Origin of the sequence: Dorea sp. Marseille-P4042, assembly GCF_900290215.1 — a bacterium.
GTDB classification, from domain to species: domain Bacteria; phylum Bacillota; class Clostridia; order Lachnospirales; family Lachnospiraceae; genus Dorea; species Dorea formicigenerans.
On record NZ_OLMI01000001.1, the window covers coordinates 521750 to 534761 of the forward strand.

11 protein-coding genes are annotated in these 13012 nt (G+C 43.1%); 1 reads left to right on the forward strand and 10 read right to left on the reverse strand.

The genetic code is table 11. The annotated features are described in order from the left end of the window. Nucleotides 1–9: 9 nt before the first annotated feature. The 6 genes from C7E02_RS02710 to C7E02_RS02735 all read right to left on the reverse strand — a co-directional run bounded on the left by C7E02_RS02710 (nt 10) and on the right by C7E02_RS02735 (nt 6679). Nucleotides 10–567: a Uma2 family endonuclease gene (locus C7E02_RS02710; protein ID WP_105308751.1), complete on the reverse strand. Its 558-nt coding sequence runs from the start codon at nt 565–567 to the stop codon at nt 10–12. A gap of 57 nt (nt 568–624) precedes the next feature. Next, nucleotides 625–3171 carry a heavy metal translocating P-type ATPase gene (locus C7E02_RS02715; RefSeq protein ID WP_105308998.1) on the reverse strand — a complete coding sequence of 849 codons (2547 nt, stop codon included), beginning with the start codon at nt 3169–3171 and terminating at the stop codon, nt 625–627. Nucleotides 3172–3193: 22 nt separating this feature from the next. Continuing rightward, nucleotides 3194–3499: a metal-sensing transcriptional repressor gene (locus C7E02_RS02720; RefSeq protein ID WP_005336590.1), complete on the reverse strand. Its 306-nt coding sequence runs from the start codon at nt 3497–3499 to the stop codon at nt 3194–3196. A 182-nt stretch (nt 3500–3681) separates the two neighbouring features. Then, nucleotides 3682–4452, reverse strand: a complete 771-nt coding sequence (tsaA, locus tag C7E02_RS02725; protein WP_105308752.1) for a tRNA (N6-threonylcarbamoyladenosine(37)-N6)-methyltransferase TrmO — start codon at nt 4450–4452, stop codon at nt 3682–3684. Further along, a complete protein-coding gene (locus C7E02_RS02730; protein WP_105308753.1) occupies nt 4419–6122 on the reverse strand; it encodes an ABC-ATPase domain-containing protein in 1704 nt (567 codons plus the stop codon). Before C7E02_RS02730 ends, tsaA begins: the two co-directional genes overlap by 34 nt. A 20-nt stretch (nt 6123–6142) precedes the next feature. Continuing rightward, on the reverse strand, nt 6143–6679 hold the full coding sequence (locus tag C7E02_RS02735; RefSeq protein WP_105308754.1) for a prolyl-tRNA synthetase associated domain-containing protein: 537 nt from the start codon (nt 6677–6679) through the stop codon (nt 6143–6145). Between the two features lie 179 nt (nt 6680–6858). On the opposite strand from C7E02_RS02735, the gene C7E02_RS02740 reads away from it, so the two are divergent. Further along, a complete protein-coding gene (locus tag C7E02_RS02740; protein WP_195657762.1) occupies nt 6859–7431 on the forward strand; it encodes a Maf family protein in 573 nt (190 codons plus the stop codon). Nucleotides 7432–7554: 123 nt separating this feature from the next. On the opposite strand, the gene rpsU is transcribed toward C7E02_RS02740, so the two are convergent. The 4 genes from rpsU to asnA form a co-directional block, all read right to left on the reverse strand. Next, nucleotides 7555–7731: a 30S ribosomal protein S21 gene (gene rpsU, locus C7E02_RS02745; protein ID WP_004054229.1), complete on the reverse strand. Its 177-nt coding sequence runs from the start codon at nt 7729–7731 to the stop codon at nt 7555–7557. Between the two features lie 97 nt (nt 7732–7828). Beyond that, nucleotides 7829–9178, reverse strand: coding sequence for an APC family permease (locus C7E02_RS02750; RefSeq protein ID WP_005336597.1), 1350 nt, complete (start codon nt 9176–9178; stop codon nt 7829–7831). A 30-nt stretch (nt 9179–9208) separates the two neighbouring features. After that, the gene (alaS, locus tag C7E02_RS02755) at nt 9209–11845 is read right to left on the reverse strand and encodes an alanine--tRNA ligase (protein WP_005336602.1); all 2637 of its coding nucleotides are present in this window, start codon (nt 11843–11845) and stop codon (nt 9209–9211) included. Between the two features lie 159 nt (nt 11846–12004). Continuing rightward, nucleotides 12005–13012 carry an aspartate--ammonia ligase gene (gene asnA / locus C7E02_RS02760; RefSeq protein ID WP_005336604.1) on the reverse strand — a complete coding sequence of 336 codons (1008 nt, stop codon included), beginning with the start codon at nt 13010–13012 and terminating at the stop codon, nt 12005–12007.

Consider the following 13012-nt stretch of genomic DNA (forward strand, 5'->3'; position numbering starts at 1 on the left):
ACTTCATTTTTAATCTACCTTATCAAAAATCTCTTCCAATGTCATGGCTATATGCGGAAACTCCCGCAAGGTAATAATCGTATCGGCATTATAATCTTTTTCGTCCTTATCCTCCTGAAGAATATAACTGTACACTAATTTATATTTTCCTTCTTCAAGATAATATATCTCTACTGCATGCTCCCTTGGTGAGACAATCCAATACTCGCTTACTCCTGCCTGCTCATAAATCTCTTTCTTCTCCGTCTTGTCTCTGAGTGCTGTCGCCGGACTCAATGTCTCTACAATAAACTTTGGTGTTCCATGATATGCACTGTGTTTCAGACCTTTTCGATCACAGACAAGCATAATATCGGGTACAACATAGTCATCGTTTACCTCCGGGTGATATTTATAATCCAGGTTTTCCATAAATACCAGACATAAACTATCCTTCAGCCCTTCTCTCACTTTTCCATAAATGTTTCCATTTACAATTCCATGTCTGAAATTGGCTGCCGGAGACATATTATAAATTACACCGTTAATCTTTTCTGTCTTCTGGTAATCATCTTTCAACATTGGCATAACAAAATCTCACCATCCTTTTACATTTATATTCACACATATATACAAAAATATCTTCTACTCAATTCCTTTTACCGGATAGTCCTGTGCCTCTACTGCATTTTTAAGCACTTCATCAGCAACCTCTTTTTCCAGTGTCACTACGGCTGTTCCTGCTTCGTGGCTTACAACTGCCTCTTTGACACCGTCAATTGATTCCAGAGTTTTCTTTACTCTTGCCTCACAGTGTCCGCACATCATTCCTTCGATTTTCATTGTCTTTGTCATGGTTGATTCCTCCTGTTTCTTTTTACTTTCTTTTTTATGTTTTATTTTTTTATCTTTGCTTGCGTCATACATTTTGAAGAGATTCAGTCTCAGTGCATTTGTAACAACACAGAAGCTGGATAAGCTCATGGCTGCCGCACCGAACATCGGATTCAGTTTCAGTCCGAATAATGGATACCAGATACCTGCTGCCAATGGGATTCCAATGACATTGTAGAAGAATGCCCAGAACAGATTTTCATGAATGTTCCGAAGTGTTGCACGGCTCATGCGGATAGCTGCCGGTACATCGCTTAAACGGCTCTTCATCAATACAACGTCTGCTGCATCAATGGCAATATCTGTTCCGGCTCCGATTGCGATTCCCATATCTGCTCTTGTAAGTGCCGGTGCATCGTTGATACCGTCACCGGCCATGGCAACCTTTCCTTTTGTCTTAAGTCTTCGGATCACGCTTTCTTTTCCTTCCGGAAGTACGCCTGCGATCACCTCGTCAACACCTGCCTGCACGCCGATTGCTTTTGCAGTACGCTCATTGTCACCTGTGAGCATAACAACGTGTATTCCCATGTTCTGAAGTTCTTTTACCGCTCTCGGACTGTCTTCTTTGATAACATCAGCCACTGCAATAATTCCCATAAATGTTCCGTTCTGGCTGAAGAATAGTGGGGTTTTCCCCTGTTCGGACAAATGTTCTGCCTGACGCTTCATTTCTTCAGATACTTCGGAATACTGTCCGATATAGTTCAAGTTTCCACCAAGAACTTCTGCGCCACCTATTTTACCGGAAAGTCCATTTCCCGGAACTGCCTGAAAGTCAGATACTTCTGTCAATTTTTCGCGCTCAGACTGCTCTACTTCTGATTCTACACGTCCTGTGATTGCTTTTGCAAGTGGGTGTTCACTCTTCTTCTCCAAAATGTATGCAAGAACCAGTAATTCAGATTCACTTACTCCATTTGCAGGGAGAATATCTGTGACCTGAGGTTCGCCACTTGTTATAGTTCCGGTTTTATCAAGAGCAACAATTTCCATTTTTCCTGTCTCTTCCAGAGAAACGGCTGTCTTGAACATAATTCCATTTTTCGCGCCTATACCATTTCCAACCATAATTGCGACCGGAGTGGCAAGTCCAAGGGCACATGGGCAACTGATAACAAGTACGGAAATTCCTCTAGCAAGAGCAAATCCGACGCTCTGACCAGCTAAAAGCCACACAACAATCGTAATCACTGCGATTGTAATAACCGTTGGTACAAATACACCTGATACCCGGTCTGCAATCTTTGCAATCGGTGCTTTTGTTGCCGCCGCATCGCTGACCATCTGAATAATCTGGGACAGTGTTGTGTCCTCTCCGACTCTTGAAGCCTCACATTTTAAGAAACCGGACTGATTGACTGTCGCAGCAGATACTGTATCATTTGGCGCCTTATCTACCGGAATGCTCTCACCGGTCAGAGCTGCCTCATTGACCGCACTGTTTCCTTCCAGAACAATACCATCTACTGGTATATTTTCACCAGGTCTTACTATGAAAATGTCTCCTTTTTTCACCTGCTCAATGGAAACTGTTTCTTCTTTTCCATCGCGGAGCAGTACTGCCGTCTTCGGAGCCAGTTTCATCAGACTCTTAAGAGCATCTGTCGTCTTACCTTTGGAATGTGCCTCCAGCATCTTTCCAACCGTAATAAGAGTCAGGATCATAGCTGCAGACTCAAAATAGAATTCATGCATATATGACATCACGGCATCCATATCCATGCGCATCTGCGCATCTGTCATAGCAAACAGCGCATAAACACTGTATCCATAAGAAGCTGTAGAACCAAGGGCAACCAGTGTGTCCATATTCGGCGCTTTATGAATCAGTCCTTTAAATCCGCTGATAAAGAACTTCTGGTTGATGACCATAACAATCGTAGTCAAAAGCAACTGAGCCAGTCCCATTGCCACATGATTGTCCGCCATAAATCCTGGCAATGGCCAGTTCCACATCATATGTCCCATGGACAGATACATAAGTGGTATAAGGAAACATAAAGAAGCAATCAGCCTCCGCTTCAATACTGGTGTATCTCTGTCTTTCAAAAAATCATCATTGTTTCCGGCAGCACTGCCTGTCTTTTCATTTGCTGCACCTTTCAGCGATGCACCATATCCGGCATTTTCCACTGCTTCTATAATTTGAGCTGACGTTGCTGTTCCTTCGACTCCCATGGAGTTCGTCAGAAGACTGACCGAGCAGGATGTAACACCCGGCACCTTTGACACAGCCTTCTCTACTCTGGAACTGCAGGCCGCACAGCTCATTCCTGTCACTGTATATTGTTCCATCATTAAAACACCTGCCTAACTATTACTTCATAAGTTTTTGGAGCGTGGCAACCAGTTCATCGATTGTCTCTTCTTTCCCTGCACGGATATCTTCCGCTACGCAAGTGCGGATATGATTAGCAAGAAGCACCTTGTTAAAGCTATTCAGCGCCGCATTGACCGCTGAAACCTGAATCAGAATATCCGTACAGTATGCGTCCTCTTCCACCATACGCTTAATTCCTCGTACCTGGCCTTCAATCCGGCTTAAGCGGTTCAGAAGATCCTTGTATTCCTTTTCTGTCCGCTCCTTTTTCTTATGACAACAACATTCTTTCTTTTCTTCCATAGTATGCACACCTTTCTTGATTACAGTGACAGTATATACCCCTTAAGGGTATATTGCAAGTTCTTTTTTCATAAATTTTTCTCAGTAAAGAAATCAAGATATACTTCTTTCATAAAATGCACTTAAAAGACCATCTACACTTTTTCGTAAATGATCTTTTTAATGTGAATATTTATCTTATTTCATTCCTTTTCCTTTTTCGTCACACTTACCACGTAAAGTGTGCTTCCCTCTACACGAAATTTCACCTCAAACCCAGCAAATTCCATGCCATATACTCTCTCCGGGTCATTCTGATAAGAAGGTCTTGGATCCTGACTCAGTATCTGCATCACGACTTTTCTCTTTTCTTCCGGAATCTTTTTCATACCCTCATCAGGTATATGCACTTCCAGATGATAGGTCTGTTTTTTATGCGCAAATCCACCACTTGCCTCCGGGTGTGCATCCACATACGGCAGATACGGCTTGATATCGTAAATTGGTGTTTGGTCCATCATATCTACTCCTGATACAAGCAGGCACATTCCGTACTTTTCATGAGAAATGATTCGTTCCAGTTTTACACAAGACAGTCCGATTGGATTCGGGCGGTAAGGAGAACGACAGGCGAATACTCCGACTCGTTCATTTCCTCCAAGTCTCGGAGGCCGTACGGTCGCTTTCCATGTACCGGATTCTTGTCTTACTTCCGAAAATCCCCACAGAATCCACAGGTGTGTGTATTCTTCGATTCCTCTCAAAGCATCCGGCTGGCGAAACTCCGGCTCAAATACAACAAGTCCAGTCGCATCGGAAAGCCCACTCTGTCTTGGAATCCCGAATTTAGTCGGAAAATCTGTGTGAATTCTTGCGATTACTTTTACCTTTTCTAAACCCGCAGTTTCTTTTTCCAGATTATTGCAGTCTCTCTTTTTCTTTACAACTTCATGCCCCGATATCGGTTCACGCATGCATATACCTCCTGTTTTCTCGGCATTGCCAGATTGCCCGGAACATTTCCACTCTCACAGACCGCTGCAAATCCTTCCGCTTCCAGCTTCTTCACCAGTCGTTTGATAATCTGTCCGGCTTCTTTTCTGCCGTCAAATTCCTGTTCTTCCATATAACGGAGAAGATACCCCAGGCAGGTAAGTTGTTCGGGATCTGCAAGCTGTTCCACATATCGAAGATCAATGTTTTCATGGTTCAGGACTACACCGTCTCTTCCCATGTTCTTAATCTTGATACGTCCTTTATGAACTAACCCTGCATTTTTCTTCGGGCATCGTCTGGACTCTGGTAGTTTCACATTTCCTTCTGGCAATTCCAGTGCCGGATACTGGCTGGCAGCCTCTTTTGCAAGGGCTGTAATTTCTTTCGGGACATACCGATCCATCTGAATCACCACATCTGCTACCTGAAAATATGCCCCGGAGCTTCCCGCAACTAGAATTGTGGAAATGCCCTGATTTTCATATAAATCACGCATTCTTTCAATAAATGGTGTAATCGGCTCCATATCCCGGTGAATCACTCTTTGCATCAGTTCATCTCGCACCATAAAGTTGGTCGCCGACGTATCCTCATCGATGAGAAGCGCTGCAGCGCCAGCCTCCATGGCCTCCACTACATTTGCCGCCTGGGATGTACTTCCACTGGCATCCTCCGTGGAAAATGTTTTCGTGTCTTTCCCATTTGGCAGGTCATTGATGAACATAGAAATGTCTGTGTCCTTGATACTTCTGCCGTCCTCAGCGCGGATTTTCACTGCATCTGACTCTGTAATGACATATTCCCTGCCATCACCTGCAATGTGCGGATATACGCCTATTTCCAGCGCTTTTAGAAGGGTAGATTTTCCGTGATAGCCACCACCAACAATCAAGGTGATTCCTTTTTTGATGCCCATACCTGTGATTTTGCCTGCGTATGGTAAATCCATGGTCACTTTCATCGATTCCGGCGAAGCAAATGGCACAGCTCCTTTCATCGGCTTTGCTGAGACACCCGACTCACGCGGAAGAACGGCTTTATCTGCCACAAACGCTACAAGTCCCTGTTCTTTTAACTGCTCACGGATATATTGCTGGTCTACGGATAGCTCCATGACACGCTCCACTTTTTTCTTATCTTGTCTTGCATAGAAAAGAGAACTCTCCACGCACTCCGGGAGATAATCGAATAAAATTTTTGAAAGCTCTCTTGCATTGATGGTTCTTCCATTTGCCGGAAATCCAGCCTCAAATCGCATGCGAATGTTTCCATTTGCCGGATTGATCTCACAGGCGCTCCGCTTTAGAATTTCCTGACCACATCTAGTCACAGAAATAATTCCACTCTTTCCGGATCCTTTCGCCTGAAATGAATATTTTCCGATTGCTGTGCCAAACTGACGGATTAGATAATCCTCAAGTGCGATCTGTTTCCATTTTTCGTCATAAAGATATTCTGGAAATGCAGCCACTTTTCCCGAAACTTCAATATGAAGGCTGGACGGTGCCGCAAACGGATCTCCCTGTACATGATCGATTCCCAATGCATATTTGCCAAATCGATATACTCCTTTCGTACCCTTATAAGCCGGATAACTTTTTCTATCAATATTTTGTAATAACTGTCTCAAATCGTCTGCTGATTTCATGTTACTTCTTCTTTCTTCTGTTATAAATCTACAATCCTTGCTCTGTGGTGAATCTTTGGCAAAAACTTCTGTAATAAATCCTGTGTCTTAAATTTCAAATGACTTGTATTAATTCCCGGATTGCAACCGAACCATTCACTCTCTGCCACTTCTTTATCTACAATTACCTGCACATAGTCGTCTTCGTCCACGAGAAGTCCTGCCACACTGGCTGATCCCGGTGTCGTTCCAAGATGCTTAAGCATTTTCTCCGGCGGTGCAAATGACATATGGGATACACCCAGTTTCTTACTGAAAGCTGCTGTGTCAAAGGATTTATTTGCCGGCATGACAAGCAGGAAAAATGTTGTCTTTTTCTGGTTACATAAGAACACATTTTTCCGGATTTCAGTTCCAAGAACTTTGTCCACCTCTGCACACTCCTCCATGCTCGCTGCCGGGTCATTGTCCACACGCTCATATGAGATCCTCAATTTATCTAAAGTCTCGTACATACGGCGTTCCAGCGGGCATCTTACGTCTGTCGGCGCACCGGTCTTAATCTCACTGATATACATAATCTTCCTCCATAAGTTTTCTCTTGCATCTTTCCTCTTTTCAGTTTACCATAAATATCAAAGTGAGTACTATAAAATATTTATTTAACGCAAATCTTAATTGCAGATATTTGTGGTATTTATCAGGTATACTGCAAATAGTATCCTGATATTTGAAATCAGAAAGAAATGAGGTATTTATTATGCGATATATTCTTGCATCACAGTCACCGAGAAGGCGGGAACTGCTTGCACGCACGGGTCTTGAATTTGATGTGATTCCGTCTGACGTGAACGAAAAGATTACAAAAGAAGTGCCGTCCGATGTTGTTATGGAACTGGCTCACCAAAAAGCGGAAAATGTCTACGCTAAAATTACAGATTCTGACGATTATACTGTCATTGGATCCGATACGATTGTTGTTTATCGTGATGAGATTCTTGGAAAACCTGCTGATAAACAGGAAGCCTACGATATGCTGTCCATGCTTGCAGACCGCACACATCAGGTCTACACAGGTGTTTCACTGATTCAGAAAAAGCAAGGGGAAAAGACTATTAAGACATTTTACTGCCAGACCGATGTCACGCTCTATCCGATTGATAAAGAAGACCTTCACCGCTATGTAGAATCCGGTGATCCGTTAGATAAAGCCGGAGCTTACGGTATACAGGGTGTTTTTTCTATTCATGTAAAAGGAATAAAAGGTGATTACAATAATGTGGTAGGGCTTCCGATTGGACGGGTATATCAGGAACTGAAATCTTTATAATTACACCCACGAACTGATCCGTGCTTTGCACTCTGCAATCCTGCCGGAGGCTATATCAGCTGGGAGATAACTCCCAGCTGATATAAAACGGAGTGTCAAAAGACACTCCGTTTTTTGCACATATTAGTTATACTTACGTTTTCTAGCAGCTTCAGATTTCTTTTTACGTCTTACGCTTGGTTTCTCGTAATGCTCTCTTTTACGAATCTCCTGCTGAATTCCAGCCTTTGCACAGTTTCTTTTGAATCTGCGTAAAGCGCTGTCTAACGTCTCGTTTTCTTTTACGATTACATTTGACATAGTCTCACACCTAACCTCCCCTCCAGTCCTATATTGTGCATTATACGACTGTTCGGGTATATTTTTTGCACACATACGATTATATCATAAATTTACGTTACGTCAATATGTTTTTACAATCTTTTTTTATTATCATATATGCCGGCAGTCCAAGCAGCATAACAATTATGCTGGCAATGGAAATTATGGTCGATCTGTGCCCTGCCAGAAAAATCTGATTGATAATAACAAAGATTCCGCTGGCAATCGCAATGAGCGGAACAATAGGATATAACGGCACTTTATAGGTTCTCACTGCATTTGGACGGTCTTTTCTGAGTTTGATCACACCGAGAAATGTCAGTGTGTAGAATGTCCAGCTTGAAAATACCGCCAGGTCTGTCAGCAGATTAAACTGACCACTTAATGCATAAAATGCACCGATGCCTCCGACAAGCATAATTGCATTTGCCGGAACCTGTGCTCCATTCAATTTTGCAAATGTCTTGTGGAATGGAAATTTTCCTTCTGCCGCAAGAGAATATGCCACACGGGAACCGGAAAGTATAAATCCGTTACAGCTTCCGAATACGGAAACAATGATTCCGATTGATACAATCTGTCCTCCAAGTTTTCCTAAAATCTTCACTGCTACAGCTGATGCCGGTGCAGTCAGTGTTGCAAGTTCGGATGCCGGAAGTACCCACAGATATGCAAGATTAATGATAAAATAAACTGCCATGATCAGTGATACTCCGCCAACGATGGCAACAGGAAGATCCTTTCCCGGATTCTTCATCTCTCCCGCAATTGCTCCTACATTGGTCCAGCCTTCGAATGCAAATAAAATCGCGATCATAAGCTGACCGAGAACGACCATCGGACTTAGTCCTTCGCCTACCATCGGAGTAAAGACTGGATTCGTTCCTGCCCCGCGCACAAACCCGAAAATCATCAAAAGGATTAACGGAATCATCTTGCAGACTGTAAAAATGACTTGTACACTGCCACCTATCTTGGATCCCATAGAATTCAGAAAGATGATAATGATAATCATGGCAACTGCTACCGGAGCAATATAACCGTCCCCGATAAAAAACGCCATCTGCTGACCTCCTGCCACTGCAAGGGCAGATATCATGGCCGGATAAAATAATAAAATCTGTACCCAGCCTGCCAAAAATCCAATCATCGGATTATAAATTTCTTCCAGATAGGCTACGATTCCACCTGTTTTCGGAATCATGATTGCAACTTCTGAAAATGTCAATGCTGCCGCGATACTTACAATTCCGGTAATCAGCCAGGCATGCATTCCAAGTCCAGGAGCGCCGCCTGTCGCTGTATAAATAGCCTGGGGTTTAAAGAAAACCCCAGACCCGATAACGCTTCCAACAACGGTTGCCATCGCTGTCACTGCGCCCAAATTCTTTTTTAACTCTTGTTTCTGTTCTTGTTTTTGCTCCATAAACTACCCCTGAAAAGTCTGATCAAATGTCTATAACTGGCTCTCCAGGACTTCACTTACTTTTGCAATTGCAGCGTCAATTCCGTCTGGATTCTTTCCTCCAGCCTGTGCCATATTCGGACGTCCACCGCCGCCACCTCCAACAAGGCCGGCAATGCCTTTGATCAGATTTCCGGCATGGGCACCTTTCTTCACAGCCTCATCTGTTGCCATTGCAACAAGGCTTACCTTTCCACCTGCCGCGGATGCAAGAACGATCACACCTTCACCAAGTTTTTCTTTCAACTGATCTCCAAGATCACGAAGTCCATTCATATCTACATCCTCTACTTTTGCAGCAATAAGTTTTACACCTTTTACTTCTGTAACCTGATCAGATACATCTCCCATTGCCTCTTTTGCCATCTTACTCTTCACGCTCTCAAGCTCGCTGTGAAGATCTTTATTCTCAGCCTGAAGATGACGGATCTTATCTGATAACTGGTTCGGAGTTGCTTTCACAAGAGCTGCTGCCTCTTGAAGTTTCTTTTCCATATCATCATAATATTTCAGAAGTCCCTTTGAAGTCAGAGCCTCAATACGTCTGACTCCTGCTGCAACACCTGTCTCAGAAATAATCTTAAGTGCACTGATAACTCCTGTATTCGATACGTGAGTACCTCCACAGAACTCTACTGAAAAATCTCCCATGCTTACGACACGGACAACATCACCATATTTCTCACCGAAAAGGGCTGCTGCTCCAGTCTTTCTTGCTTCCTCGATTGGCATATTCTTAGCTACGACCGGTAAGCATTCTGCAATCTTTTCATTTACAATATTTTCTACTTGCTTTAACTCTTCTTTTGACAATGCTGAGAAATGTGTAAAGTCAAAACGAAGTCTCTCAGCATCTACATAAGAACCTGCCTGCTCAACATGTGTTCCAAGTACCTGGCGGAGAGCTGCCTGAAGAAGATGTGTTGCACTGTGGTTTCTTGCTGACAGATTACGGTTCTCTTTATCTACTTCCATAGATACTGGATCACCGACTTTGATCATTCCATGGCTTACATATCCCACATGTCCAATCTTTGTTCCGGCAAGGTGAATTGTATTCTCTACTACGAACTCTCCACCAGCAGTCTTAATGGTACCGATGTCACCTTCCTGACCACCCATTGTTCCATAAAATGTAGTCTTATCAACAATAATTGTACCTTTCTCGCCATCGGATAATGCGTCTACAATCTCCTCTTCACTTGTAAGTGCTGTCACTTTTGCATCACATACAAGATTCTCGTATCCTACGAATTCTGTTGCAAGCTCTGCATCCAGTTCATCATAAACTGTAGCGTCTTTTCCAGTGTAGCTGTGAGTACCAAATGTTCCCTCTGATTTCGCACGCTGCTCTTTCTGAGCTTTTTCAAACCCTTCCTTATCATAAGTCAGGCCCTTCTCATCCAGAATCTCGCTTGTCAGATCAATTGGGAATCCATAAGTATCATAAAGTTTAAATGCATTTTCTCCGGAAAGAACTGTCTCACCATTTTTCTTCATCTCTTCTTCCATGTCTGCAAGAATAGAAAGTCCCTGATCAATTGTCTTATTGAACTGAGCCTCTTCTTTTGCAATCACGTTGAAGATAAAGTCTTTCTTCTCTTCAAGCTCCGGATATCCATCTTTTGAACCATCAATAACAGTCTGTGCAAGCTCTACAAGGAAAGCTCTCTCGATACCGAGAAGTCTTCCGTGACGGCAAGCACGGCGGAGCAGACGGCGGAGTACATAACCACGGCCACTGTTAGATGGCATAATTCCGTCTGAAATCATAAATGTAACAGAACGGATATGATCTGTTACGACACGAAGAGAAACATCTGTCTCGTGGTCGATGCCATAATGCTTTCCTGACATAGCGCATACATGGTCACGCAATGCTTTCATTGTATCAATATCAAACATGGAGTCTACATCCTGTACGACACATGCGAGACGCTCCAGTCCCATACCTGTATCAATGTTCTTCTGAGCCAGGTCAGAATAGTTCCCATGTCCGTCATTGTTGAACTGTGAAAATACATCATTCCAGATTTCCATATAACGGTCACATTCGCAGCCTACTGTACAGCCTGGTTTTCCACAACCATATTTTTCACCACGGTCATAATAAACTTCTGAGCATGGACCACAAGGACCTGAACCATGCTCCCAGAAGTTATCTTCTTTTCCGAAACGGAAGATACGCTCTGCAGGGACACCGATTTCTTTATTCCAGATTTCCCATGCTTCATCGTCATTCTCATATACAGAAGGATATAATCTCTCCGGATCAAGTCCTACAACCTCTGTAAGGAACTCCCATGTCCAGTGGATTGCCTCTGTCTTAAAATAATCTCCAAAAGAAAAGTTACCAAGCATCTCGAAAAATGTACCATGACGAGCTGTCTTACCTACATTCTCGATATCTCCTGTACGGATACACTTCTGACAGGTTGTCACTCTTCTTCTCGGTGGGATCTCCTGTCCTGTAAAGTATGGCTTCATTGGTGCCATACCGGAATTGATCAACAATAAACTTTTATCGTTATGTGGCACCAGTGAAAAACTTTTAAGTACCAGGTGATCCTTGCTTTCAAAGAATTCAAGGAACATTCTTCTTAATTCGTTAACTCCGTATTTCTGCATAATTTCCTCCTCAAAAATTCACTAACTTATAATTATAAGTAGTCATCTTTCGTTTGTCAACGTCCGTTGAATTTATTTCAATTCAATTTCTTCCAGTTCTTTTGGTGGAATCTCCTTTTCTCCTGGCAAACGAAATTTATCCGTTTACATTTTTATAATCTATAAAAGGATAATGTCATGCTCTCTGCATGTCTGTCTCATCTCTTCCGGCCAGAGACTTGCCTGCACCTCGCCTACATGCGCCCGGTCGAGAAGGAGCATACACAGTCTGGACTGTCCAATACCTCCTCCGATTGTGTATGGAAGTTCTCCGTGAAGAAGCATTTTGTGGTATGGAAGCTCTCGTCTGTCCTCGCAGCCTGCTTTCTTAAGCTGGGAAGCAAGAGATTTCTCATCTACTCGGATACCCATGCTGGAGATTTCAAGTGCACAATCTAATGTATCATGCCAGAACAGAATATCTCCGTTCAACTGCCAGTCGTCATAATCCGGTGCACGTCCGTCATGTGGTTCACCGCTTGCAAGCTTATCTCCAATCTTCATCAGAAATACACAGCCATATTCTTTTGTAATCAGGTTCTCTCTCTCCTTTGGAGTTTTGTCCGGATATCTGTCTTCCAGTTCCTGAGTCGTGATAAATGTTACATCATCCGGTAAATGTTTCACTGCCTGCGGGTATTTGTACCACACCTCATGTTCCATATGTTTGATAATTTTAAAGATATGACGTACGGTTGTCTTTAATGTCTCTTCTGTTCTGTCCACCTTACGGATAACTTTTTCCCAGTCCCACTGGTCAACATAGCAGGAATGAAGGTTATCAAGTTCCTCATCGCGCCGGATAGCGTTCATGTTTGTGTAGAGTCCTTCGCCTGGCTCAAAGTCATATTTTTTGAGAGCCATACGTTTCCATTTTGCAAGAGAATGTACAACTTCTACGGTCTCTCCCGGAATTCCGGCAACATCAAACTGTACCGGTCTTTCAACTCCATTCAGGTTATCATTAAGACCACTGCTCTTCTCAACAAAAAGCGGTGCTGAGATACGCTCCAGATTCATTTCTTTTCCGAATTCTCTCTGGAATGTATCACGGATATACTTAATTGCCTTCTGTGTCTCGCGCACGGTCATGTGTGGATCATAATTTTCTGGTAATATTAAACTCAT

Excerpts from the sequence above, each read along its gene's own strand:
- tsaA (WP_105308752.1), bottom strand. The coding sequence starts at position 4,452 with ATGCGTGAACCGATATCGGGGCATGAAGTTGTAAAGAAAAAGAGAGAC.
- alaS (WP_005336602.1), bottom strand. The coding sequence starts at position 11,845 with ATGCAGAAATACGGAGTTAACGAATTAAGAAGAATGTTCCTTGAATTC.
- rpsU (WP_004054229.1), bottom strand. The coding sequence starts at position 7,731 with ATGTCAAATGTAATCGTAAAAGAAAACGAGACGTTAGACAGCGCTTTA.
- C7E02_RS02710 (WP_105308751.1), bottom strand. The coding sequence starts at position 567 with ATGCCAATGTTGAAAGATGATTACCAGAAGACAGAAAAGATTAACGGT.
- C7E02_RS02750 (WP_005336597.1), bottom strand. The coding sequence starts at position 9,178 with ATGGAGCAAAAACAAGAACAGAAACAAGAGTTAAAAAAGAATTTGGGC.
- C7E02_RS02715 (WP_105308998.1), bottom strand. The coding sequence starts at position 3,171 with ATGGAACAATATACAGTGACAGGAATGAGCTGTGCGGCCTGCAGTTCC.
- C7E02_RS02735 (WP_105308754.1), bottom strand. The coding sequence starts at position 6,679 with ATGTATATCAGTGAGATTAAGACCGGTGCGCCGACAGACGTAAGATGC.
- asnA (WP_005336604.1), bottom strand. The coding sequence starts at position 13,012 with ATGAGTTTAATATTACCAGAAAATTATGATCCACACATGACCGTGCGC.
- C7E02_RS02730 (WP_105308753.1), bottom strand. The coding sequence starts at position 6,122 with ATGAAATCAGCAGACGATTTGAGACAGTTATTACAAAATATTGATAGA.
- C7E02_RS02720 (WP_005336590.1), bottom strand. The coding sequence starts at position 3,499 with ATGGAAGAAAAGAAAGAATGTTGTTGTCATAAGAAAAAGGAGCGGACA.